This window comes from Salinicola corii, from assembly GCF_008298015.1.
Taxonomy (GTDB): Bacteria; Pseudomonadota; Gammaproteobacteria; order Pseudomonadales; family Halomonadaceae; genus Salinicola; species Salinicola corii.
Genome location: NZ_VTPX01000021.1, coordinates 1 through 19,985 on the forward strand (window position 1 = coordinate 1; position 19,985 = coordinate 19,985).

The 19,985-nt window shown below is 61.9% G+C and carries 34 protein-coding genes; 20 read left to right on the top strand and 14 right to left on the bottom strand.

Annotation, left to right across the window (positions count from 1 at the left end; all coding sequences use genetic code 11):
* Positions 1-275: 275 nt before the first annotated feature.
* Together F0A16_RS20460 and F0A16_RS20465 are read left to right on the top strand one after the other, a co-directional pair.
* Positions 276-470, top strand: coding sequence for a Com family DNA-binding transcriptional regulator (locus F0A16_RS20460; RefSeq protein WP_149437737.1), 195 nt, complete (start codon positions 276-278; stop codon positions 468-470).
* Positions 421-1,194, top strand: coding sequence for a DNA adenine methylase (locus tag F0A16_RS20465; RefSeq protein ID WP_149437739.1), 774 nt, complete (start codon positions 421-423; stop codon positions 1,192-1,194). Before F0A16_RS20460 ends, F0A16_RS20465 begins: the two co-directional genes overlap by 50 nt.
* On the opposite strand, the gene F0A16_RS20470 is transcribed toward F0A16_RS20465, so the two are convergent.
* Entirely contained in the window at positions 1,191-1,493 is a 303-nt protein-coding gene (locus tag F0A16_RS20470; RefSeq protein ID WP_149437741.1) for a hypothetical protein, read from the bottom strand. The two genes, F0A16_RS20465 and F0A16_RS20470, sit on opposite strands and share 4 nt — an antisense overlap.
* A gap of 286 nt (positions 1,494-1,779) precedes the next feature.
* Here F0A16_RS20470 and F0A16_RS20475 point away from each other — a divergent pair, with 286 nt between their 5' ends.
* The 4 genes from F0A16_RS20475 to F0A16_RS20490 all read left to right on the top strand — a co-directional run bounded on the left by F0A16_RS20475 (position 1,780) and on the right by F0A16_RS20490 (position 4,411).
* Complete coding sequence (locus F0A16_RS20475) at positions 1,780-2,016, top strand: hypothetical protein (RefSeq protein WP_149437743.1); 237 nt, start codon at positions 1,780-1,782, stop codon at positions 2,014-2,016.
* 218 nt (positions 2,017-2,234) lie between these two features.
* Positions 2,235-3,209, top strand: coding sequence for a plasmid replication protein repA (locus tag F0A16_RS20480; protein ID WP_187776094.1), 975 nt, complete (start codon positions 2,235-2,237; stop codon positions 3,207-3,209).
* Positions 3,210-3,699: 490 nt separating this feature from the next.
* The gene (locus F0A16_RS20485; protein ID WP_149437747.1) at positions 3,700-3,996 is read left to right on the top strand and encodes a hypothetical protein; all 297 of its coding nucleotides are present in this window, start codon (positions 3,700-3,702) and stop codon (positions 3,994-3,996) included.
* 61 nt (positions 3,997-4,057) lie between these two features.
* On the top strand, positions 4,058-4,411 hold the full coding sequence (locus F0A16_RS20490; RefSeq protein WP_149437749.1) for a hypothetical protein: 354 nt from the start codon (positions 4,058-4,060) through the stop codon (positions 4,409-4,411).
* Between the two features lie 46 nt (positions 4,412-4,457).
* Here F0A16_RS20490 and F0A16_RS20495 read toward each other — a convergent pair whose 3' ends face one another.
* Complete coding sequence (locus tag F0A16_RS20495; RefSeq protein ID WP_149437751.1) at positions 4,458-5,090, bottom strand: recombinase family protein; 633 nt, start codon at positions 5,088-5,090, stop codon at positions 4,458-4,460.
* A 202-nt stretch (positions 5,091-5,292) separates the two neighbouring features.
* On the opposite strand from F0A16_RS20495, the gene F0A16_RS20500 reads away from it, so the two are divergent.
* Both F0A16_RS20500 and F0A16_RS20505 read left to right on the top strand, forming a co-directional pair.
* Positions 5,293-5,571 carry a type II toxin-antitoxin system RelE/ParE family toxin gene (locus F0A16_RS20500; RefSeq protein WP_149437753.1) on the top strand — a complete coding sequence of 93 codons (279 nt, stop codon included), beginning with the start codon at positions 5,293-5,295 and terminating at the stop codon, positions 5,569-5,571.
* 129 nt (positions 5,572-5,700) lie between these two features.
* A complete protein-coding gene (locus F0A16_RS20505) occupies positions 5,701-5,985 on the top strand; it encodes a HigA family addiction module antitoxin (protein ID WP_223119846.1) in 285 nt (94 codons plus the stop codon).
* Between the two features lie 991 nt (positions 5,986-6,976).
* Here the strand turns inward: F0A16_RS20505 and F0A16_RS20510 are convergent.
* The 12 genes from F0A16_RS20510 to F0A16_RS20560 form a co-directional block, all read right to left on the bottom strand.
* On the bottom strand, positions 6,977-7,216 hold the full coding sequence (locus tag F0A16_RS20510; RefSeq protein WP_149437755.1) for a hypothetical protein: 240 nt from the start codon (positions 7,214-7,216) through the stop codon (positions 6,977-6,979).
* Positions 7,216-7,461 (bottom strand): hypothetical protein, encoded by a 246-nt coding sequence (locus F0A16_RS20515; RefSeq protein WP_149437757.1) that lies wholly within the window; start codon positions 7,459-7,461, stop codon positions 7,216-7,218. The genes F0A16_RS20510 and F0A16_RS20515 overlap by 1 nt, the downstream gene beginning before the upstream one ends.
* Positions 7,462-7,509: 48 nt before the next feature.
* Positions 7,510-8,154 carry a ParA family protein gene (locus F0A16_RS20520; RefSeq protein ID WP_149437759.1) on the bottom strand — a complete coding sequence of 215 codons (645 nt, stop codon included), beginning with the start codon at positions 8,152-8,154 and terminating at the stop codon, positions 7,510-7,512.
* 162 nt (positions 8,155-8,316) lie between these two features.
* Positions 8,317-8,571 (bottom strand): hypothetical protein, encoded by a 255-nt coding sequence (locus F0A16_RS20525; RefSeq protein ID WP_149437761.1) that lies wholly within the window; start codon positions 8,569-8,571, stop codon positions 8,317-8,319.
* A gap of 434 nt (positions 8,572-9,005) precedes the next feature.
* Entirely contained in the window at positions 9,006-9,737 is a 732-nt protein-coding gene (locus tag F0A16_RS20530) for a MerR family transcriptional regulator (protein ID WP_149437763.1), read from the bottom strand.
* Positions 9,738-9,780: 43 nt separating this feature from the next.
* Complete coding sequence (locus F0A16_RS22145; RefSeq protein ID WP_275401767.1) at positions 9,781-9,909, bottom strand: hypothetical protein; 129 nt, start codon at positions 9,907-9,909, stop codon at positions 9,781-9,783.
* A gap of 2 nt (positions 9,910-9,911) precedes the next feature.
* Positions 9,912-10,478 (bottom strand): hypothetical protein, encoded by a 567-nt coding sequence (locus F0A16_RS20535; RefSeq protein WP_149437764.1) that lies wholly within the window; start codon positions 10,476-10,478, stop codon positions 9,912-9,914.
* A 26-nt stretch (positions 10,479-10,504) separates the two neighbouring features.
* A complete protein-coding gene (locus F0A16_RS20540; protein ID WP_239023912.1) occupies positions 10,505-12,370 on the bottom strand; it encodes a DNA cytosine methyltransferase in 1,866 nt (621 codons plus the stop codon).
* Positions 12,367-12,645: a hypothetical protein gene (locus F0A16_RS20545; RefSeq protein WP_149437766.1), complete on the bottom strand. Its 279-nt coding sequence runs from the start codon at positions 12,643-12,645 to the stop codon at positions 12,367-12,369. The genes F0A16_RS20540 and F0A16_RS20545 overlap by 4 nt, the downstream gene beginning before the upstream one ends.
* A gap of 1 nt (position 12,646) precedes the next feature.
* Positions 12,647-13,072 carry a hypothetical protein gene (locus tag F0A16_RS20550; RefSeq protein ID WP_149437768.1) on the bottom strand — a complete coding sequence of 142 codons (426 nt, stop codon included), beginning with the start codon at positions 13,070-13,072 and terminating at the stop codon, positions 12,647-12,649.
* Entirely contained in the window at positions 13,065-13,373 is a 309-nt protein-coding gene (locus tag F0A16_RS20555; protein WP_149437770.1) for a hypothetical protein, read from the bottom strand. The genes F0A16_RS20550 and F0A16_RS20555 overlap by 8 nt, the downstream gene beginning before the upstream one ends.
* A gap of 105 nt (positions 13,374-13,478) precedes the next feature.
* Positions 13,479-14,123 (bottom strand): XRE family transcriptional regulator, encoded by a 645-nt coding sequence (locus F0A16_RS20560; protein WP_149437771.1) that lies wholly within the window; start codon positions 14,121-14,123, stop codon positions 13,479-13,481.
* A 144-nt stretch (positions 14,124-14,267) separates the two neighbouring features.
* On the opposite strand from F0A16_RS20560, the gene F0A16_RS20565 reads away from it, so the two are divergent.
* The 12 genes from F0A16_RS20565 to F0A16_RS20615 all read left to right on the top strand — a co-directional run bounded on the left by F0A16_RS20565 (position 14,268) and on the right by F0A16_RS20615 (position 19,900).
* Positions 14,268-14,489, top strand: a complete 222-nt coding sequence (locus F0A16_RS20565; RefSeq protein WP_149437773.1) for a hypothetical protein — start codon at positions 14,268-14,270, stop codon at positions 14,487-14,489.
* The gene (locus tag F0A16_RS20570; RefSeq protein ID WP_149437775.1) at positions 14,486-15,058 is read left to right on the top strand and encodes a hypothetical protein; all 573 of its coding nucleotides are present in this window, start codon (positions 14,486-14,488) and stop codon (positions 15,056-15,058) included. The genes F0A16_RS20565 and F0A16_RS20570 overlap by 4 nt, the downstream gene beginning before the upstream one ends.
* Positions 15,055-15,498, top strand: a complete 444-nt coding sequence (locus tag F0A16_RS20575; RefSeq protein ID WP_149437777.1) for a hypothetical protein — start codon at positions 15,055-15,057, stop codon at positions 15,496-15,498. Before F0A16_RS20570 ends, F0A16_RS20575 begins: the two co-directional genes overlap by 4 nt.
* Complete coding sequence (locus F0A16_RS20580; protein ID WP_149437779.1) at positions 15,498-15,734, top strand: hypothetical protein; 237 nt, start codon at positions 15,498-15,500, stop codon at positions 15,732-15,734. The genes F0A16_RS20575 and F0A16_RS20580 overlap by 1 nt, the downstream gene beginning before the upstream one ends.
* Before the next feature lie 7 nt (positions 15,735-15,741).
* Positions 15,742-16,080 carry a DUF1064 domain-containing protein gene (locus F0A16_RS20585; RefSeq protein WP_149437781.1) on the top strand — a complete coding sequence of 113 codons (339 nt, stop codon included), beginning with the start codon at positions 15,742-15,744 and terminating at the stop codon, positions 16,078-16,080.
* Between the two features lie 3 nt (positions 16,081-16,083).
* The gene (locus F0A16_RS20590; RefSeq protein ID WP_149437783.1) at positions 16,084-16,506 is read left to right on the top strand and encodes a hypothetical protein; all 423 of its coding nucleotides are present in this window, start codon (positions 16,084-16,086) and stop codon (positions 16,504-16,506) included.
* Positions 16,503-16,664, top strand: coding sequence for a hypothetical protein (locus F0A16_RS21820; protein WP_187776095.1), 162 nt, complete (start codon positions 16,503-16,505; stop codon positions 16,662-16,664). The genes F0A16_RS20590 and F0A16_RS21820 overlap by 4 nt, the downstream gene beginning before the upstream one ends.
* 83 nt (positions 16,665-16,747) lie before the next feature.
* Positions 16,748-17,110 (top strand): hypothetical protein, encoded by a 363-nt coding sequence (locus F0A16_RS20595; RefSeq protein ID WP_149437785.1) that lies wholly within the window; start codon positions 16,748-16,750, stop codon positions 17,108-17,110.
* 153 nt (positions 17,111-17,263) lie between these two features.
* Positions 17,264-18,478, top strand: coding sequence for a tyrosine-type recombinase/integrase (locus tag F0A16_RS20600; RefSeq protein WP_187776096.1), 1,215 nt, complete (start codon positions 17,264-17,266; stop codon positions 18,476-18,478).
* A 231-nt stretch (positions 18,479-18,709) separates the two neighbouring features.
* Positions 18,710-18,997, top strand: a complete 288-nt coding sequence (locus tag F0A16_RS20605) for a hypothetical protein (protein ID WP_149437789.1) — start codon at positions 18,710-18,712, stop codon at positions 18,995-18,997.
* A complete protein-coding gene (locus tag F0A16_RS20610) occupies positions 18,984-19,454 on the top strand; it encodes a lysozyme (RefSeq protein WP_239023913.1) in 471 nt (156 codons plus the stop codon). Before F0A16_RS20605 ends, F0A16_RS20610 begins: the two co-directional genes overlap by 14 nt.
* A gap of 50 nt (positions 19,455-19,504) precedes the next feature.
* Positions 19,505-19,900 (top strand): hypothetical protein, encoded by a 396-nt coding sequence (locus F0A16_RS20615; RefSeq protein WP_149437791.1) that lies wholly within the window; start codon positions 19,505-19,507, stop codon positions 19,898-19,900.
* Positions 19,901-19,985 lie beyond the last annotated feature (85 nt).

Genomic DNA, 19,985 nt, shown 5'->3' on the forward strand with positions numbered 1-19,985 from the left:
CCGAGTGGCTGGGCCCGTACGAGGTGCAGGAGTACGGCAAGTTCAGCTATGGCGCGGTACAGCTGAAGAATCCCGAGACCGGTGTCGAGCGGCGTGCGGGTTATCAGCAGGTGCGCAAAGCGTAAGCCGAAACAGAGAGGAGCGACCGGCGTGGGTGTGGCACCACCCGCGCCGGCCCCAACCTGCAGTCCATGCCTGCAAGCCGGCCAGGGCTCCCCGCCTCGCGCGAGGCGAAGCGAGTCTAGGCCAACCGTCCACGCGACAACAGGCTTGACATGGCAATCAATGAAATTCGATGCGGTCGCTGCGACCGCATGCTGGCACGGGCCGGCGAATTCCAGCTACTTGAAATCAAATGCCCGCGATGCGGGCACCTACACACTCAGAGGGCCACGAGCCCCGGACCCCGGAGGAACCCTCGTGGCCAAACCTATCATTCCCTGGATGGGCGGCAAGCGCCGTCTCGCTAAGCGGATCTCGCGGCTGATGCCGCCCCACCAATGCTACGTCGAGCCGTTCGCCGGCAGCGCCGCGCTGTTCTTCATGCGCGACGAGCCGGCGCCGGTCGAGGTCATCAACGACGTCAATGGCGACCTGGTCAATCTCTACCGCGTCGTGCAGAACCATCTCGAGGAGTTCGTGCGCCAGTTCAAATGGGCGCTGACTTCGCGGCAGATCTTCGAGTGGCAGAAGACGACCCGGCCGGAGACGCTGACCGACATTCAGCGCGCGGCCAGGTTCTACTACCTGCAGCGGCTGACGTTCGGGGCGAAGCCTGGCGGCTACACGTTCGGTACCAAGACGACCAGCGGCCCCGGGCTGAACCTGCTGCGGCTGGAGGAAACGCTTTCCGAGGCGCACCTGCGCCTGGCGCGGACGTTCATCGAGCATCTAACCTGGCAGGAGTGCGTGAAGCGCTACGACCGGCCTCACACGCTGTTCTATATGGACCCGCCCTACCTCGAGACGGCCGGTTATGGCGTCGCGTTCGGGCTCGAGCAGTACGAGCAGCTGGCGGAGACGATCGGGCAGATCCAGGGGCGGGCTATCGTCAGTCTCAATGACCACCCCGAGGTGCGCCGAATCTTCGCCGGGTTTCACATCGAGAGCGCCGACATTCGCTATACCGTGGGCAGCGGCACCGGCAAGGCGGCGCGAGAGGTGTTGATCTGCAATTGGGCGGTAGATGCCTAGCCGGCGCGGGGCGGTCGCTTGATCGGCCCGACCTCGGGTTTTTCGGGTTCGGCCAGGCGCCAGACCTGCACGGCGTGGGGCTCGTTACACAGCAGCACGGCTTCGTGCGTGAGTGCGCCCCAGTTCAGCGTCTGCGGCGATCGGCTGATGCGACAGCGACCCGAGTAGATCTCCCCCCGGTAGAGCGCGTGATATTCAACCAGGCGCTCGCAGGGCGGACCGTGTCGATCCCGCATTCTCCAGCCTTTGGCGAGCAACCCGTCTCGCCATTGCCATACGTAGTTCGGCAGTTCCCCCATATTTTTCTCCTTCCTGCGCTATTCGCTCCCAAAAAGGGCGGCAAGCGGACATTGGCGTGCTTGCGCCCGTGAGATCCTGATCGTGTCGCACACGCGACATGGCTAGTTCGCGCCGGCGCTGGCAGCCTGTCACGCGCTGGCGGCCGCTTGCCGTGTGCGATATCTCGCACACGCATACAGTGTTAGGCGATAGAAAATACTGTTTAAATGTACAGCAAAACGGCCGATGATATTCGGCGATCGCACCCCGTGAGGGGGTCCGTCATCAAGATAGGAGGTAGTGCGCATGGGCAACGTAGAGCGGCGGTACGGCAGCAATCCTTTAGTGCGCGAGTCATCGCGTGATACTCTCGCGGAGATTCGACACCAGATCGCTTACCAGGAATTGAGCGAAGATCGGGACCATCCTGGCTACGCCCAGGGGTTACGAATGGTCTACGACGCTATCCCCGTATTGGTCCAGCAAGTTGCCGATGAAGTGGGTGCCGAGCAAAATTTACTGTCACAAAACGTGTCAAAATGACGTTTGTGATGTTAGACTGAGGCAAGTCGCGTTAGCGGAAAGAGACGAAAAAGGTAGGAATTTCAACAATTTAGGCTGCACAAAAAGAAAACGCCGCCCGGCAAGGCAGCGTTTTCGGATGTTCGTCGCAGCAGAGGCACTGGAGAACTCGACAAGCTCAGTGTATCTGCTGCTCGGACGATGGGCAAGCCTTGGCCAAATTTGGAGCCAGGCGGATCATGGGGTCAGCAGGACACATGCCGCATTTCGCCCTTCGATGGGGCAAAGCGGCGTACCCCTACCCAGGTAAATTCTGGGGCACGGGGAATCGATGCGGGCACGACCCGCAAAAAGGCGAGTTCGAACGCTTCAACAAGCCGACGACGCAGCGCGAGCTGCCCAAGGCCCAGCAGAAGTTGCTCGAGCTGGTCCAGCGCTATTACGAGTCGCCGGCGATGTTGCCGACGCTATCGAACCTCAACGGCCGCCGTAACCTCGACGGCAACCCCCGCAGTAACCGAAGCGAAGCCCGGGCGGCTGAAAGCCTGGTGTTATCCGCGATCATCCAGCATCTAGAGTTCGCCTCGCTGCGCGTGGGCACGCCGAAGCCGGACGGCACGTTCAAGCCGCGTTCGTGTGGCGAGCTTGCCAAGGTTGCCGGGCTGCTCGATCCGAAGTGCGACCCGAGCTATCCGCAGCCCTCCGAACGATTCTGGCGCGCATGGCGTCGGCTCAAGCTCGCCGGCGCGTTCACGGTTCACCAGATCGCCGAGAAGCGGCCGGACGGCAGCATGCGAGCGCGCCCCGCTATCAAGCACATCAATCAGGACTTTCTCGTCGCGCTGGGCATCGGCTACAGCAAGCTGAAAGAGCTGCGAGACTGGGCCAGCCGCTCGCTCAAGCGGGCGAAGAAGCGCTTCGCTGAGCAGTTCCCGGGCGAGGGCGACGCGAAGAAAGCCAGGGCCAACCTGGTTACCGGGAAGATTGCCGGCGGCGGTGGTCGGTCATACATGCCGAAGGATAGACGCGGCCCCCGCGACACGCCGGACGTGAACCCAAGCAAACAGCGGCAGCGCGAATACTCGCAAGAGGTGTTGCGCTGGACCGCCGAAGTCTCGGCCAACAACCCCAACGCTTCGCCGCGTGAGGTTCGAGAGCTGGTCAACAAGAAGTATCCGCCGTACCAGGTCTGGCTCGCCCAGCAGAACGAGTAGAACCCCTCCCCGCTTTGACCTTCCCGCCCCGGCCCCGCCGGGCATAGCCCGTTCCTGCGCGGGCGATATTTCGCAGCAACCCTCCCCGAATACCTGCATTTGCCCTCGATCGGCGCCCGTTTCCGCCTCGATCGGCGCCAGCCACCGCCGATGTCGAAGGACCATCAAAATTAAGTGATTTGGAATTGAAATTAGGTCGGCTCGCTTAGAGATTATCTGCACACCGTTAATACGCTGTTGTGTATGAAAAACCGTAGTTAGGTCTACCACCCAGTGCCTGGGTGTTATCCCCAAGGGCATTTAAAATGCCTCGACAAGTCGAGATCCTGCCGCCGGTGCTTGCGCACCGTTGCCCCAAAGGGGCTACGCCCCTCTGGACACCCCTAGTGCTGCAATGAAAAGGGCCGAGATCTGCCAGTTGTCCAGCGCCTACGGCGCGTTACGGCGCGAAAGAATGGGCACCCCTACCCATGCACGGTGGGCGCCTCTCATGGCGCTACGCGCCATCACTGCAACCCCGTACAATATGGCCATGACTGATACTCTACGACACTTGGCCGCTGAACCCTGCCCGCTTTGTCACGGCCAGGGAACGCTGGCGGGCGTGTTCCATCGCCTGCATTGCGAACACTGCGCCGGTGTGGGATTTCTCCAAGTGGCCACCGGCCAGCCCGTGGATCTGCGCGCCGCGAAGTTGCTGCGGCGGCCGTCACGATCGGCGTCCGTTGGCCATGTCGAAACGACGCCGGATACCTGGCGGCTGGTGAATCATTTCCGTGGTGATTGATAGCGTGACAATGTCACGGTAACGCGATATGTTTTCGTGACATTGTCACGGATACGAGCAAATGCCCCGCGAGCGATTTTCCAGCATTACCCCGGATGAGGCCCTGGTCTGGCTCGGCGCGCTGATCAGCGCGTCAATGGACGAGAGAGACAAGACGTTGAACCTGGGCCGCAGCGCCGAGCTGCTGAACGCCCGGATGAGGGATAGTGGCATCTCGTTCACGCCCAAGCGCGGCCGCGATGGCTTGTCTCAACTGCTGGCGCTGGCTGGCGACTTCGTGAACTACCCGGATGACCACACGGCGGCCCGCCGCGCCGAACTTGTGGCGGCCTGGTGCCGAGATTGGCTCCAGCCCGATGACTGGGACCGGATCAACGCACGGATTCGAAAGCGTCGGCAACGGGTAAAGCCATAAAGCTATGTGTCTATAAGTCTATAAAGCTAAATATAGCGCAATAGAGCTATGGGCCGTCACGCTTTACGGTCTTCACCGTACTGGTGCTGCAGCCGATGATGCTGGCCACGTCCCGAATCGAGTAGCCTCGGCCGTCGGCGTGGGTGGATTGCAGCAACGCCGCGATTCGTTGGCGCTTCGACATGTCCTTTTGCCTGCCCTGGTATTTCCCTTCCCCTTTAGCCTTTTCGATCCCCTGCCGCTGGCGGCGGCGTCGATCCTCGTAATCCTTTCTGGCCACGGCAGCTAGCGTGTCCAGCATCATGCCGTTGACGGCGTCCAGCACGCGGGCGGTGAAGTCGTCGGCCGCCGCCGGCGATAACGCCAGGTGGCTCGTCGGTAGATCCAGTGCGACGACGCGCAACCCTTTCGCGTCGAGCTGGGCGCGTAGCTCGCGCCAGTCGTCGCGATCGAGACGTGATAGACGGTCGATGGCTTCGACCAGGATGACGTCGCCGGGGTGGGCGTCCTCGAGCAGTCTTCGCAGCTCGATGCGGTTTGCGGATGCGCCCGAGGCGTTCTCGACGTACCAGCTGGCGATCGGGACGTTGTGTTGGCCAGCGAAGTCGACCAGCTGCTGGCGGGCTCTCTGAGCATCCTGCTCGGCGGTGCTTCCACGGAGGTAGGCTCGAACGAACATCCTGGCACCTGGGGCGTTATGGGTGGGGTCTATGGTGTGGGGCGATTAGAGTGGGCGCAAGCCTGAAAAGTGATATCGGAGACATCGCTGATATCCGGGGCGGTTAGGGAGTACCCAAAAAAACTAGCCTTCCAATTGACCCGTGACACGTTACGCATTACACTTGCCCTGTCGCTCAACAACAAGGAGGCGAAGCGATGCGATGATAAGGCGGATCAAACACAAGGGGCTCAAGAGGCTCCATACGAAAGGCGAACAGCAAGGAGTACAACCGAACCACATAGAAGATCTGGAAGACATACTGGCAGCCTTGGACGCAGCGGTTAAGCCAAGCGACATGAACCTGCCGGGTCTTGACTTCCATGAGCTGAAGGGAAATCGAAAAGGTACCTATTCGGTACACGTCAACGGCAACTGGGTTGTGACGTTCACTTTCGATGGAGCTGACGCGGATCAGGTGGATTACGAGGACTACCACTAAGCCGGCACCCCTTGGTATCCGTTCGTGGGCGGATACCAAGGTCGACCGAAGCATTCAAAGGTAGGCCGATGTGATGATTGGCAGACAAGTCAGATAGCTTGACTTAACAAGAGATGAGAGATAATTGATATGACCATGAAGAACCCGCCGCACCCTGGCCGCCTTCTGCGCCGCCGTGTTGTGCCAGCGCTGGGGCTTTCTGTCACCGAATTTTCCGAAAAGCTGGGCATGTCCAGGAACGCGGTATCTCGCGTGCTGCACGAACATGCCAGCATTTCCTCTGACCTAGCCGTGCGCCTCGAGCATGGCGGCATTGGTAACGCCCATCATTGGCTAACCATGCAGGCGAATTACGATCTTGCCCAGGCGGAGAGCCGCGACCAGAATCATATCTCTAGATTCGCGGCCGTGTAGTAGGTATCCAGCGTCAACGAAGAAAGCCCGGCGACTCCACCCCGCCGGGCTTTTTGCATACTAAAAGCCCGCCACGGCCTAGGGCCGTGGCGGGCTTGCCACTACTTGACGAGGATCATCACCAGTATCTTGATGATGTCCACGGCAAGGGTGGCGATACGAATGAACTTATCCATATCTTGTCCTCTATCGAGGATCGCCCGCTTGCGGTTGTCTGCCTTACACGCTTGCGGCGGCCGTTAAGCAGGTCTCGGACGCGATCGATTACGGTTCTTCGCCTTTCAGGCAGCCGGTTCCCTGTCCGGGGCAAAGTCCAAAACTGTTCAGATGCGTTACCGATCGCGGCCAGCTCAACGACTCCAAGGCTTGCATTCAAAAATCTGCGCGTAAAAGGCATACAAAATTCGCGTTGCCAATTACAAATAGATTCAACCAAAAGTTGAAAAACGCCATTTTCGAGCGTAAATTAGACTTCAGCCGTTAAGCAGGTCTTTGACCGCAGCAATCGTGTGACAGCACGATCGCACATCTCGCCGCCCACCCCAGGGCGGCGTTTTGTTTACTGGGAAGAACATTCTACCACACTCTGTTTTTTACCCTTCCGCATTGCCTTATACCGTTACCGATGCTGCTCGCTTACCACCCAGGTCATCTAACCTGACTGATTCCTCCGACGTGCATAAGCGCGCTTCGTATGGGTATATACCGGCTAAATCTGGAAATGTGTACAAAAAGGGCCGCTCGATGGCGGCCCGTGGCAGGTGCTGGCGGCGTTACCTCGCTCTGAACAGCGGATCGAGCGCGGCGCGCGTGAGTGGGCAGCATCGCTCAAGGAGAGCCTGCAGCTGGTCGAGCGGCAGCGCGCCGAGCTGGTTTAGTGGGGTGCGGCGGATGGTGCTATAGTGTGCATCTGACATGATTGCTACTCCCATGGTGGTCTTGTCGAGGCCGGTGTGAGGTGAGAGCTCACGCCGGCCACTTTCTTTCTGCCCTACTCTTGCGCGCCGTAGACGGTCAGGCCCAGTACCGGGTCGACCTCGATCCCCAGTCGTTCTTCCCTCGCGAGATCCAGCCATTCGAATGCGATCTGCTCTATGGTTTGCGCCTGGTACTCGTCGCCAGCCTGGCGCCTCCGATTCTCGATCGCTTCCATCCATTGCCCGCGATTGGCGACGCCGTTGAATGACTGCACCAGCTGATCGACGGCAACGCGGTAGGCGATTGAATCCATTAGCCGCCCTTCCGGTCCAGTTCATTGATCACGGCGGCGGCCGCGAAATCCTGCATATCCATGTCGTGCTCGAGACAATAGATCTTGAGGCGCTTGTGAAGCTCCGGCGGCCAGCGGAAATTGACCAGCTTGCGGTCGTCGGTATTTTCCGGCGCGACCGTATTGGTGTTGGCAGTGGCTGACTCGGCGAGAGTCGGGGGGGCGCCCTTCCCTTTCCTGCGCGGCGGTTTGCTGGGAGTTGCCATTGTCTGAATCTCCTAAAGCTAGGTTTATCGCTTTATAGCCTTATGGCTTTATAGGGCGATTTTTTCGAATCGATCGATGATCGCCTGGACGACTTCGTCGGCCTTGGCGCGGGTGCTGGGGTGCGGACATTCGACGATAGACAGCCCGGCATCCTGCGCACGCCGGAATGACGTCTTCTCGGGGATCTGGCCGCCGAGCACGTGGAAAGGCGTTTGCCCCAGGTAGTCGCGGGCCTCGGCGATTTCCACCGCGCTGTCGCCGCACTTCGATAGCGCAATGGCGATGCGGTCTACCGGTATCCCGTGTTTTTCAGAGAGTGACCGAGCGAGCAGAACGGCCGGATTGAGATCGTCGAGCGATAGGCTCGTCGGGATCACGACCAGGTCGGCGGCCTTGGCAACTTCAACAGTGGCTTCGCTGGCGTGGGGAGCGCCGTCGACGACCAGCAGATCGTGCAGCTCGGCGGCTTTGAGTGCGCGCCGTGCGGTGCCGAACGACTCAACGGCAATGACAGGATTGATCTGGCTTTCGAGACGTCGGCGGTGCCAGTCAACAGTCGAAGATTGCTTGACGTCCAGGTCGGCGATTTTGACGTCCCAACCGGCCTTAGCGTAGGTGGTGGCGATCGCCCGAGCGATGGTCGATTTACCGGGTCCGCCTTTTTGGCTGAGCGCCGCGATGATGTGTCCCATGGTGGTATTCCTTCGCGTGAGAGTTCGAAGATTTACAGAAAGCTAGACTTATAGCTTTATAGCTTCGTCGATAGGTTAGCCCTGGCGGGGTGTTGGTGCAAGCTGTATTTATGGAAGTCTATAAAGCTTGCTTTATGGCCATCCGTGGCCGGGTCGGTGGGGTCAGTCGTTGGCGGCGGGGTAGGAGATTTCGGCGCACTGGGACGAGAGTTGACGGACGTGGTCTGCCATCATCGCCGAAAGCAGGGCGATATGCTGGAGCTGGTCATAGCTGGCCTCTCCGTTCTCGACGGCGCGCTGAGCGAGCGCGTCGACGCCGTTGGCCATGGCGAGGGCCTGCTGGCTTTGCAGGTGGATGCGCTGGCGGACTTGCAGCGCCAACGGCGGGTGAGGATGCGCGAGGGGAGTCATGGTCATGATGGGCGTTCCTGGTTGCGATGAGCGATCCGCTGGCGCTTCCAAACGCTGGAGGCGGATCGTGCGCAGGTTGGAAGACCGGGGCAACCAGAGCCCGGCGCGCCGAGGCGCCCCACGCACGACCCGCCATATACGGGCGTGCGCGGTCGGCGCCGCGCCCTGGGGCGTGCGCTGGCTGCTATTCAGGCTTCCAAACCTGGTCGCCGATGAGCGACGACGAACGGACATTAGACCCGGGGCCGATGAGCGTCAATGCAACCGGCAGGGGGAACATCGGCGGGGGAGTGGGCTAATTCAGGGGATTGGCATAGGCTGGTCGGGCGGCTGGCGGGTCGCGATCACACATGGCAGGACAAAGACGGGCGCCATTGCGGCGCCCGAATTCGTGACAATGTCACGCTTTACCATGTCGACCCTTGTGAGCCCTCCAGGCGTCAGGCGACGCGCATTTCAGGGGTGCCGGCGGTGACATACCCGACATCGGCGGTTTTGTTGGTGAGCATGTCGATAAACCACGGCTGCCACGCGGGAACGATGCGTCGCAGATCGATTTCGCCGGGGTGGGCGATGATGAAGTCGCGCAGCGCCTTGGTGGAGATGAAGCGGTGCGTGTTCGGCGTGCCGGCGTGGGTCGACCGGCGCGTCACTTTCAGCCGCCCAGCGTCGATCCAGCGGTTGATGCGGTCCGATGTCATGCCGAGGGCTTCGCTCAGCTGGCGGGGCGTGTACAGGTTGCTGTCGGTGGTGCTGTTGCCGAGTTGCTGCTGGCGTTGGGCAACGGCTGAAAGGGGGTAGCAGTAGCCAAGCGCTTTCAGGCGGCGGTAGATCACGTCCGGGCTGGTGCCGTCCATCTGCTGGATCAGTGTGTCGACCTCCGGCGGCCAGCGGCGATACTTAGTGGTGGCCAGCCCGCGCTTGGCGGCGACGTGTTTCAGCCAGTAGTAATCGACGTTGTGGCGCGCTGCCAGCTTCTTGAGGTCAGGCCGTCCGGTGCGGTATTCCCGTTCCAGATCGCCGATTAGCGCTTTGGTCTCCTCGCCTCGGCGGAATGGCTTGCCGCGCTTCACGCCAAGGCGCGAGGCCATGGCGCGGATCTGCTCGTTGGTGTGCGTTTCTTGAAGGTGCGGGCGTACCCCGCCGGCGCCGCCGGTGGGGTAGTGGTCCATGATTGCTTCTCGGTCTGGGTCGTTCCAACGTGGGCCTGGCATATCACGCTCCCTTTCCGAAGATGCCGGCGGCGGCATAGACGACCAGGCACGCGACGGTGACCCAGTAGATCGCCCGGCAGGCGAGCTGCAGCCGGGTCGGTTTGGGGTGGCGGATGCGGTTGTAGGACATGATCACGCCTCCGATTCGCTGGCGGATTGAGACGTGGGGGAATCCGGCTTGGGCATGAAGTGGGTAGGGTGGATCACCATTTCGTGCCAGCAGTCGTGTTGGGCGCACCAGATCGCGCCAATCCAGCCCTCGTCGTCCTGCCAATAGCCATCGACGACGCCCTTCGGGTTGAAGTCCGGGTGAATCAGGTTGGGTGCGTGCAGCAGGCAGCCATCGCCGTATTTCTCGGCTTCCTCGATGGGTCGCCATTCGACGATTTGTGCGGTTTGGGCAGGCGCGCCGCGTGCCCGATCCAGTCGCTCGATCTCGGCGAGGATCAGCGCCGCCGCTTTCACCAGGTTGCGGCGGGGATCGGTCGCCGGTTTCCACCAGGCTTTCTCGAAGGGCCAGACTGCCGGTGGGGTTTTCGGCAGGGCGTGGCCAGTCACCTGGACGCATGCGGACCAGGCGTAAGTGCTGGCGGCTGCGGCCAGCTCGCCATCGGTATGGGTGTCGTCGTGTTCCGGCTTCCAGCCTTCGGAATCGATCTGTCGCTGACGTTCGTTGAAGGCGTCGAGTAGTGCTTTCATGGTGTCGGTTCTCCAGTGGGTGGGATTCATGCGGCGCTTGCCGGCACCGGCATGAATTGGCTTTCGTGGGTGAAGTTGGCTTCGACCAGGGCGCGAGCCAGTGGGGGGCAGACGCTGTTGCCGATCAATCGCACCTGGGTGTGCTTAGGTACCGGCTTGCCGTCGATTTCGCCGAATCGATAGTGGTCGGGAAAACCTTGCGCGGCGGCGAGCTCGTGCGGCTGCAGCATCCGCATGCCGATGTCGGTGATGACGTACTGCTCGCCGTCGATGGTCACTGTCACCAGCTGGAATCGGTCCTTGGTGGTGATGGTCGGTGACGGGGTGTTGAGGTCGCGGCCAGTCTCGCCGGAACCGCTGCCGTAGTAGGGCGCCAGGAAGGCGGCCACTGCTGCAGCGTGGGTGCCGCCGGCGCAGACGGTGGGCATCGGCTCGCGAACGTCTCGACCGCCGCGCTCGCTGCCTTTCAGGTTGACCATGCTGGCGGCCACCAGGGCGTTGTGATCCGTGGCGGTGATCGTCGGTACCGGATTGGTCAGACTGTCGCCGACGACGCCGGTGAAGTGCTTGGCCAGGAAGGCCGAGACTAGGGCGTGCTTGCAGCCGCCGGCGACCACGGTCCCAAGCGGCTTTTGCAGATCGAGTGTGCGCGGCGCTTGCCCTGGTCGCTCGCCGTACCCGGACTGCACCATCGTTGCCGATACAAGACCGTGACGCGTGGCGCCGGCCAGAACCGTTTGCATCGGATCACGTGGGTCGCTGCCGATTACGTTTTGCGCCATCGCTGTCAGGTGTGCTGATACCACGCCGATTGGTGCGGCACCGCCAGGATTAGTGCCCGGCCGGTTAACGTTGGCGTTTGCCGTCACCGTGTGCATCGGCTCGTCCACTCGATGGCCAACGGCGCCGCTCCGGAACTTCGTGATGCTGGGCGCGACTACCGCGAAGCTCCCACCTTTTGGCCAAGCCGTGACCGTCCGCAATGGCTCTCGGCTGTCATGCGCATGGACTGCACCGGCACCGTAGTTGGCAATCGGGACGATGAACGGGTCCCCGCTTTCGATCACGTAGCGCATGACGCCCTTGGCAATGCGCTTCATCGTGTTCTCGGCCAACTCTTTCTTGCGCCCGAAAATCGAGGGGCAGGGGATCGACCAGTCGATGCATTCGGCGGCGGTTCGGTATGCCGGCATCTTGCCGCGCTGGACTGCCGGTGATTTTGGGTCGCCGTGGGTCGGCTTCGGCCAGGTGATCGGCAGGCCATCGCGGCGAGCAATCAGGAACAGGCGCTTGCGAATCGTTGGGGTGCCGTAGTCGCAGGCGCGCAGGATGCGCCAGTCGACGTTGTAGCCGTGGCGCTTGAGTGCGCGGACGAACCCCCGGAACGTCTGCCCCTTGCGGGCTGGATCCGGCACCAGTTGGCCTTTATCGTTCTTGATCAATGGCCCCCAATCCAGAAACTCTTCCACGTTTTCTAGAATGATGACGCGGGGCTTCACTCGAGCTGCCCATCGAACAGAGACCCATGCCAACCCGCGAACCGATTTTGAGACGGGCCGCCCACCTTTGGCCTTGCTGTGATGCCGGCAATCCGGCGAAAACCAGCAGAGTCCGACGGGCTGGCCGTTGGTTGCTTCGTCCGGATTGATGTCCCAGACATCGGCCACGGCGTGACGGCTGCGAGGGTGGTTCGCGGTGTGGGTGGCGATAGCGGCCGCGTCATGATTGATCGCGAGATCCACGGGGCGGCCGAGCGCCTGCTCGATTCCCTCGGTTGCACCACCCCCGCCGGCGAAATTGTCGACGACGAGTTCGTGTCCGAGAAAGAGGTTCAGGTTTGTCATGGTGTCGGTTCTCGTATGGTGTTCGCGGGCGCATTGCCGTGCGGTCACGCGAACATGCGGCGGTCTAGCTCGACCGGGTAATCGGGGTTTTCGTAGCACCACAGCGAGCCTTCGCGGTGCGGGAAGTGGTAACCGTCGCAGCGGCAAACATGCCGCCGCCATGGCTTGCTATCCGCCCATTTGTCGATGCGGAGCGTGCCGACGCGCGCGCAGTTGCGGCAGCGAGGGCCGCGCACGTATTCGTCGGGGTGCTTCGGCTTTACCTGCCGGGCGCCGCAGACGCGGCAGCGGCAGTGTCGACGGGTGGGCAGGTAGACGAGCATGTCAGGCGACCTGGGCGTACAACGCGGCGATATCCGGCAGCGGGCCGTCGTCGCGCTTGCTCTTGGTGCTCCGGGCGCCGTTCATGGCGGTGATCGGGGCGCGGGAGCGCTTCGGTACCCGCTGGGTGCCGTCGGTGTGGTAGGCGTTGATCGAGAAAATGCAGAGCAGCAGGCAGAGGGCGCGCGGGGCGAGAACTCCAAGGATGAAGGCTCGCGACATGGTGTGCGGCTTGGTGCCGGCGCCGAGCTTGGCTCTGGTGGTGCGCTCCAGCTGGGTAACGGTGAACGCGTCGAATCCCAGATCCTGCTGGATCTCGCTGGGCTTGCGCCCGTTGGCCTGAGCGACCAGCAGGGCCAACTCGTCGTCGGTGAGGTTCTGCCCGGGGAGGCCGATAACATCGTCGCCGATGAAGCGCGGATCATTCATGGCTGCGCGCCTTTGACTGCAGAGCGGCCAGCGTGCCGGTCAGTTCTTCCATGTCGCGTGCTTGCTGGCGTAGGCGCTCGGCAAGCAGCTGGGCGCCGGCGTGCATCTGCTGCAGCGTGTTGCCGTCACATTCGCCGGCATCGACGGCGCGGCTGATAGCGGCCTCCAGGCCAAAGGCAATGGCGCTGTTATGATTCATGCAGATGCTGAATGTGCGCGTGGTGGTGACCAGGCTGATCTGCTCGAAATCGGCGGCCCGCATCAGGGTGATGATCGACGGTTGCGTGATGTTCTGGCTCATGTGGCTCTCCCGGTTGTCCCGTAATGTTTCAACCTGCCACGTTTTGTGTCAAGTCGAGACGCAAAAAAACACGGCCTTTCCGCCGTGACTTGCGGTGTCTAGGGGTTATCGATCGCTGGCGATGCGGGCAACGCGGCCCAGGATATCCAGCTCGTCGAACGCTTCGCGTGTCAGCGTCTGCTCGTCGTCGGTCGCTTCGGTGTACACCGTGAAGGTGTTATCGAGATTGCGGCGAATCCAGCGCACCCAGGCTTGCCCATCGACGAGAATGCCGAACAGGTCACGGGAACCTGGTGCTTTGATACGCCGGTCGACCAGGATTTCGTCGCCACGCTTGCAGACTTCCTTCATGTCGTCATCGCAGACGGTGAACGACACGCACTGCGTTTCATCGAGATCTCGGTGGCGCAGGTACGAGACGCTGTAGGCGGTAGAGCTGGCGGCGTTCGTGATGCGAGACGATCCCGATTTTGTGGGCACGCTGGTGCGGTTGGTAGTGACGTAACCGGCGCCGCCAATGGCGACGTTGGACCGCTCGTTCGTCCAGCCCACTATCCAGCCGGCCGGCACGCCGAGTTTGTCGGCAACGCTGGCAAGCTCATCAAGCTTGGGTGAGCGCAGCCCGGTTTCCCAATTGGCGTAACGTCCACGCGAGATATTGAGAAAGCGGGATATCTCGTCTTGTGTCATCCCCCGTTCGCGCCGCAACGTAGCCAGCCGTTCGGCAATGACTTCGGTGGTGTCGGACATCGAGTGTTCCCCATGCTGTGCGGCACTGGCCGTTCGTTTCCGTGACAGTTTACACAAAACGTGGCAAGGGGAATATGAAAACCCTTGCAGCTGGCGGCTTTCACGCTTTAAGCTGTCACAAAACGTGACAGCGGAACCCTATTCGTGACATTTAACGACTGGGTCGACGATGTAGGCGGAATCAAGCCGGCGGCGGACCTCCTGGGGGAGAAACCTCGCTCGGTGCGCAGCTGGTACCACGCTGAGCGTGCCCCACGTCAACGATCGGCCAAGAACATCATCGAGAAAAGCGGCTATCGAGTCGACTGGAGCGGTATCTATCAGCCGATCGAGACGGCGCGCGTCAAAGCTGAGGCACCGGCATGAACGCGTTTCTTTTCCCTGTCGATTACTCGTCTCGTCCCAAGGTCGAGCAGGTCATCGAGCGTTTCGCGCTGATCGGTTACGCGCGGCTGTTGCTGCTGCTGGAGGATCTGGCCAAGGCGCCGGAGGGCGCCACCTGCCGCCGCAAATACGTCTATAGCGCGCTGGGCTCGCTGCTCGAGGCGCCGGCCGATGTCGCATTGGAATTCGTCCAGGCGCTGGCGGAGATCGGGCTTGTGACACTCGAGGACGATGGCGAGTTCGTCATCGTGGCGACGACCAGCATTCGCTGGCCAGCAGCCGAAGCCGCCCAGACCGGGCCGCAGTTGTTCACCGACCCGGAGCAGTGGGCGGCATGGATGCATGCCGAAGTGGGGGTGCCATTGGCCTATGCGAAGGGCGAAGCCTACGCGGCCAAGTACCGCCGCTGGATCGCGTCGAACGTGACGACCGACGAGATGGAAAGGGCGATCACGCGGGCGGTCGAGCATGGCGTCGGGCCGACACCTGCCGAGCTACACAATCAACTCAAGGCCGTGCGCACGGCACGCATTCAAGAGGCGGAACGATGATTTTGATCGGGCTGGCGGGGTCGACCATGGCCCGCCGCGACAACATGGGGCTGGCGATTGCAACGGCCGGCTTGGAAATGGCCGGGGGGCCACGACGACTGGCGCGCTTGGCTATCTGCTCGCCGGAACCGGGAAAGATGCGCGACGAGATCATGCGTGCCGAGCGGACGCGGGATCGAATCGACGATATGCGCGGCTCTTCATTTTCCGGGGCGGTGATGGTGCATGTGATGTGCGAGGCGGAGGCGAAGGTGATTCGCGCTCGTGGCGGCGAGATCTGGCACGTCGAGGGTATGCCGAGCGATAGCGTGGTCATTCACTGGGGCGATCGGCTGGTGACGGATACCGAGGGCGGCAGCCGGCACTATTTGGATGCCGTCGAGGCGCTGTCTGAAATGGCTATGGCGGCGAAGACCAAGCGCGAGGCGCGGGCGTCCTGATGTCGATTAGCTACGCCAAGGGTGCAGCGCTGGTCTGTCGCCAGGCCGTATTCCGTGACTTTGTCACGACAAAGGGCTATCGCGCCGAGACGGATGCCGAGGCGGCCTGCGCGATGCGCGAGTACTGCGGCGTCAAGAGTCGTGCCGAGTTCGATAGCGACCCCAGTGCGCGCGACCGCTATCTGGCGATGCTCAACGAAATGAACGCCTGGCTGGCGGGGAATTATCGTGGTTAGGCATCACATGAAGCGGCCGCCGACGCTCGAGCAGGCGCTGGGCAAAGGCGGCAGCAAGTTCGGCAACAAGCGCACGACGGTCGCGGGTATCACGTTCGACTCTAAGAAGGAGGCAACTTACTACCTGCAGCTGAAAGCCCGGCATCGCGCCGGCGAGGTGACGATGTTCCTGCGCCAGGTGCCGATCGAGCTGCCGGGCGGGGTGAAGTACGTGGTCGATTTCGTCGAGTTCCTGGCCGATGGGTCGGTGGCGTGGGTGGACGTGAAGGGCCACCGCACCGACACCTACAAGCTGAAAAAGCGCCAGGTCGAATCGCTCTACCCGTTCACGATCACCGAGGCGTGAACCATGGGGCGACGCACACGAACCCGGATCGATGACCTGCTGGATGCTTGGGCGCTATGGCTCGACCATGGCAACTACCATGCCGCGCCGCGATCGGTGTTGGCAAAGTGGATGGAAGGCAAAGGGCAGATCCTGCCTAGCGCTGGCGGTGCCGATGTGGTGTGTGCGGCGGCGTTCCCGATCGAAGAACGTGTCGAGGCGGCAGTGTTGGCCATCGCGCTCGAGGAGGCGCTGGCGGCTGACGTGCTGCGGCTGGAGTACAACGCAGCGCATGCCGGCGTGTGTGAGCGTTACGGGGCACGGCCTTATAACCCGCATCGAACGAATCAGGCCGGCAAGGCGTCGTTGCTCAAGGTCTCGGTGCGGACTTATCGGAGCCGACTGGCGTGGGCACGCAATGAAGTCGAGAGGCGAGTCGCGCGATGACTGGCAACCGGGTGTTTCGGGTAGAGGTGGCGGACCCGGAAACCGGGGAGGTCAAGTCGTTCTCGATGGTGTCATCGACGCTGGCCAGCGAAGCTGAGGCCTGGGAGCGCGTGGTCGCGCAGTTCGGCGCGGCGCGGGTGGTGAGCGTAACGCTATAACGCAGTAAAGCCATAAGGCTATAAAGCCAGCGGAACCGCGCACGGCAATGCGCCCGCTGGAGAACCGACGAGAGGTGTTCATAATGAATAGCGTCAGACAAGTGACAAGGCATCATGTCGAGCCCGGCCGGGCTGACATGGGCATCCAGATTACAGCGCAAGGTCCGTATGGCCAGGGTGGCGACCAAAGCCAGTATGTTGTCACCGCCGGCGCCGAGGCGTTGTGTCATATTCAGTTCCAGCAGGGCAATCCTGCCGACTATGGTGTCAACGGCGTGAGCCTGGAGGCGCTGCTGGCGATCTGCCTGGATCGTCTCGACCATCTGCAGCATGGCCCCTATGCCAATCCCTACAACGAACACGCCCGGCTAGACGTCGAGCGCGCCATCGAGTCGCTGAACGACCGCGTACGTGAGCGGGATTGGAAGCGCTGCGAACCTTCCTAAGCGTAAAGTCATAAAGCTGTAAAGCTAACGCATCGGCACGCGGCCGCACTGTCGCGGCTGCGCGGGCCGTTGCTGCCCGGAGATAGGCCGATGCCACATCAAACCCCAGCGACACTCGTCGTAAATCTCTCCGATGCCGTCATTCGGCGGCATATGTCCGACCCAGCTATCCGTCAGCTGCGCGACCCGCGCTACCCACTGCGCGTGCGGTTCAACCAGGCCCGCACGCGGGCGTCCTGGTTCGTGGTTCGTTTTGCCGGCGGTGCCGATCATTGGCGGAAAATCGGCGCCTGGCCGGACCTGGCTAGCCGGGCGGTGATTGCGCAGCTGCCGGATATTCAGGCGCGGCTGGCGGTCGATCCGACGTCGCCGGTGGGTGCGACGAACTGGCAGACGGTGGGCGATCTGCTGGTGTGGTTCCGGAATCGCTCCGAGAAGAACCGGCAGCTCTCAGCTAGTCGCAAGTCGCAATTCCGCGTCGCGATCAATCGGCATCTTTTGCCGGGCCTGGGAGTGTTCGTCCTGGATGACCTGGCGCCTTCTGATCTCGACGATCATCTGGTGTGGCCGATGCAGGCCCGCTATGCCGTGTCGACGATTCGTCAGGTGCTTTCGGTGCTGAAAGTGGCGTTCAAGCAGGCGTCGAAGGTGGGGCAGATCGCGAGCAATCCGGTATCGGACGTGAGGCTGTCGGACTTCCTGGATGCTCGAGCGAAGCCGAAGCCGGGTCGACTGCGCGCTGATCATCTGCCGGAGATCCTGCCGGCTATCGGTGCTGGGCGTGTCGAGGTGTGCGTTCTGCTGTTGTTGGTGCTGCTGTTCGGGACGCGTATCTCGGAAACGCGTCTGGCGAAGTGGCGGCATGTGGATCTGTCTACCGATCGCCGCTGGACGATTCCCGCCGAGCATGTGAAGTCGAGGCGGGAGCATCGACTGCCATTGACCGACGTCGCGTTGACGCTGTTGAAGCGATACCGGGAGTGGCAGCTATCGCGGGGTTATCGTGGTGTCTATCTGTTCCCGGGCTCGCAAGGCAAGCCGATCGGCAAGTCGGCGGCGCATGAGTGGGTGAACGATATCGCTGCGGGGGAGTGGACGTCCCACGATCTGCGGAAATTGGCGCGGACGGCGTGGGCGGATCTGGGCGTCGACTACCTGGTTTCCGAGCTGCTATTGAATCACGCGCTATCGGATCTCGATCGAACCTATATCCATACGTACGTGGAGCGCCAAGCGGAAGATGCTCTGAGTCGCTATCACCAGTGGCTTTTCGAACGCGGAATTTCCACCATTCTGACCGAGACAATCCCGAGACAGACCGCCGGAGCTGACAGCCATGCAGCCCAATGGTGGCGCGGTGCCGTCTAGGATCGACCGGATTTAACCGTTAGGAGTGTCCGTTATTGAGCATCGAAGGCGAAAACGACGATTATCCTTTGTCACGATATGGTGAGAGGTGTTGCATATCGTTGCAGTTAGCTATATCGTTCACGTCATGGTGTGTTGCTGTGCATGCAGCGCATCAGTTCCCTTGAATGATCCCTTTTCGCCCAGCCCTCACCGGCTGGGTTTTTTTGTGCCTGAGAATTGGAGCATCGAATGAGAGTCGATTCTGGCCGCGTGATCGCGTACGGCGGCGGCAGTGGCGTTACGGCGTTGTCGTCTAGCGCCAAGGCTTCCGGTGCCGGCGTCATGCCATCACCAGGCGACGCCATGACGCTGCTCAACATGCCGCTGTTTCAGTTCGGCGGCGTGCAGGTCGTAACAGCCGATATCGTCAGCATCGCGGGCGTGGTGCTTGTCATCGCTCGCCTGTCCTTCGATGTCGTCAAGTATCTAGACGAGCGGCGACGAAGCCGCCGAGGGGGTGGCGGTGCGGCTGACTAAGAAGCTTGGCGGCACGATCGCCGGTAGCGCGTTGGCGATTCTGCTGGTGGTCGTGCCGTGGTTCGAAGGCACCGAGATGCAGAGCTACCAGGATGCGGTGGGTGTCTGGACGATCTGCACGGGGCACACGGGCGACGTAACGGCGGGCATGACCGCGACGCCGGCCCAGTGCGAAGCGTTCCTGAAGTCGGATCTAGGCAAGGCACTGAACGCAGTAGATGACCAGGTTGAAGTGGAGATTCCCGAGACGACTCGGGCTGCGCTTGGGTCGTTCGTTTTCAACGTGGGTGGCGGCGCTTTCGCTAGGTCGACGCTGCTCAAGAAGCTCAACGCCGGCGACATCGTCGGGGCCTGCAATCAGCTGCCGCGATGGGTCTATGCCGATGGTAAGCGCTTGCGGGGTCTGGTGACGCGTCGGGCCGAAGAGCGGACGCTTTGTCTTATGGGGGTTGAGTGATGGGCTCGATCTTGACGGGCCGCGTCCTGCCTTGGGGTCTAGTGGGCGTCATGGCTCTGGTTGGGTGGCTTGCCTATGACGGTCAATCGAGCCGCGCCGATCTTGCCGAGGTTCGGCAGACGGCGGCGGAGGAAGCGGCGGAAGTGGCAATGACGACAGCAGATTGGCAACGCACAAAGTTCGAGTCGGCCATCCGGGCGCTTGATGATCGGCAGGATGCGCTCGACGCGGCCGCCGTCTGGATCGATGAGCGCCGCGCGGATCTCGACACGCTGGAGAAAACCGATGGCGATGATGCGAAATGGCTGGATCAGCCTTTGCCTGCTGGCATTGCTGAGTGGGTGCGGAGCCTCCCCCGTGAAGACGCCGATGCTGCAGCTGTCGTGCCCGATCCTTCCGTCCTACCTGACCGACCCGCTGCCGGCTCCCAGCCTGAAGGCAGCTAAGGGACGTGGCGTGCTAGACCTGCTCGCTGACTATGAGTCGTTGAGACGTCGAGCGAACGCCGATCGGGCGACCGTGGCGACCCAG

Coding starts and splice junctions, on each gene's coding strand:
- F0A16_RS20510 (WP_149437755.1), bottom strand. CDS start 7,216: ATGGATTCAATCGCCTACCGCGTTGCCGTCGATCAGCTGGTGCAGTCA.
- F0A16_RS22145 (WP_275401767.1), bottom strand. CDS start 9,909: ATGTCCTACAACCGCATCCGCCACCCCAAACCGACCCGGCTGCAGCTC.
- F0A16_RS20505 (WP_223119846.1), top strand. CDS start 5,701: ATGACCATGAAGAACCCGCCGCACCCTGGCCGCCTTCTGCGCCGCCGT.
- F0A16_RS20500 (WP_149437753.1), top strand. CDS start 5,293: ATGATAAGGCGGATCAAACACAAGGGGCTCAAGAGGCTCCATACGAAA.
- F0A16_RS20585 (WP_149437781.1), top strand. CDS start 15,742: ATGAAGCGGCCGCCGACGCTCGAGCAGGCGCTGGGCAAAGGCGGCAGC.
- F0A16_RS20525 (WP_149437761.1), bottom strand. CDS start 8,571: ATGACCATGACTCCCCTCGCGCATCCTCACCCGCCGTTGGCGCTGCAA.
- F0A16_RS20530 (WP_149437763.1), bottom strand. CDS start 9,737: ATGGACCACTACCCCACCGGCGGCGCCGGCGGGGTACGCCCGCACCTT.
- F0A16_RS20560 (WP_149437771.1), bottom strand. CDS start 14,123: ATGTCCGACACCACCGAAGTCATTGCCGAACGGCTGGCTACGTTGCGG.
- F0A16_RS20485 (WP_149437747.1), top strand. CDS start 3,700: ATGGCGCTACGCGCCATCACTGCAACCCCGTACAATATGGCCATGACT.
- F0A16_RS20515 (WP_149437757.1), bottom strand. CDS start 7,461: ATGGCAACTCCCAGCAAACCGCCGCGCAGGAAAGGGAAGGGCGCCCCC.
- F0A16_RS20595 (WP_149437785.1), top strand. CDS start 16,748: ATGAATAGCGTCAGACAAGTGACAAGGCATCATGTCGAGCCCGGCCGG.
- F0A16_RS20615 (WP_149437791.1), top strand. CDS start 19,505: ATGGCTCTGGTTGGGTGGCTTGCCTATGACGGTCAATCGAGCCGCGCC.
- F0A16_RS20600 (WP_187776096.1), top strand. CDS start 17,264: ATGTCCGACCCAGCTATCCGTCAGCTGCGCGACCCGCGCTACCCACTG.
- F0A16_RS20475 (WP_149437743.1), top strand. CDS start 1,780: ATGGGCAACGTAGAGCGGCGGTACGGCAGCAATCCTTTAGTGCGCGAG.
- F0A16_RS21820 (WP_187776095.1), top strand. CDS start 16,503: ATGACTGGCAACCGGGTGTTTCGGGTAGAGGTGGCGGACCCGGAAACC.
- F0A16_RS20555 (WP_149437770.1), bottom strand. CDS start 13,373: ATGAGCCAGAACATCACGCAACCGTCGATCATCACCCTGATGCGGGCC.
- F0A16_RS20495 (WP_149437751.1), bottom strand. CDS start 5,090: ATGTTCGTTCGAGCCTACCTCCGTGGAAGCACCGCCGAGCAGGATGCT.
- F0A16_RS20480 (WP_187776094.1), top strand. CDS start 2,235: ATGGGGTCAGCAGGACACATGCCGCATTTCGCCCTTCGATGGGGCAAA.
- F0A16_RS20490 (WP_149437749.1), top strand. CDS start 4,058: ATGCCCCGCGAGCGATTTTCCAGCATTACCCCGGATGAGGCCCTGGTC.
- F0A16_RS20550 (WP_149437768.1), bottom strand. CDS start 13,072: ATGAATGATCCGCGCTTCATCGGCGACGATGTTATCGGCCTCCCCGGG.
- F0A16_RS20535 (WP_149437764.1), bottom strand. CDS start 10,478: ATGAAAGCACTACTCGACGCCTTCAACGAACGTCAGCGACAGATCGAT.
- F0A16_RS20570 (WP_149437775.1), top strand. CDS start 14,486: ATGAACGCGTTTCTTTTCCCTGTCGATTACTCGTCTCGTCCCAAGGTC.
- F0A16_RS20460 (WP_149437737.1), top strand. CDS start 276: ATGGCAATCAATGAAATTCGATGCGGTCGCTGCGACCGCATGCTGGCA.
- F0A16_RS20590 (WP_149437783.1), top strand. CDS start 16,084: ATGGGGCGACGCACACGAACCCGGATCGATGACCTGCTGGATGCTTGG.
- F0A16_RS20545 (WP_149437766.1), bottom strand. CDS start 12,645: ATGCTCGTCTACCTGCCCACCCGTCGACACTGCCGCTGCCGCGTCTGC.
- F0A16_RS20470 (WP_149437741.1), bottom strand. CDS start 1,493: ATGGGGGAACTGCCGAACTACGTATGGCAATGGCGAGACGGGTTGCTC.
- F0A16_RS20520 (WP_149437759.1), bottom strand. CDS start 8,154: ATGGGACACATCATCGCGGCGCTCAGCCAAAAAGGCGGACCCGGTAAA.
- F0A16_RS20605 (WP_149437789.1), top strand. CDS start 18,710: ATGAGAGTCGATTCTGGCCGCGTGATCGCGTACGGCGGCGGCAGTGGC.
- F0A16_RS20580 (WP_149437779.1), top strand. CDS start 15,498: ATGTCGATTAGCTACGCCAAGGGTGCAGCGCTGGTCTGTCGCCAGGCC.
- F0A16_RS20575 (WP_149437777.1), top strand. CDS start 15,055: ATGATTTTGATCGGGCTGGCGGGGTCGACCATGGCCCGCCGCGACAAC.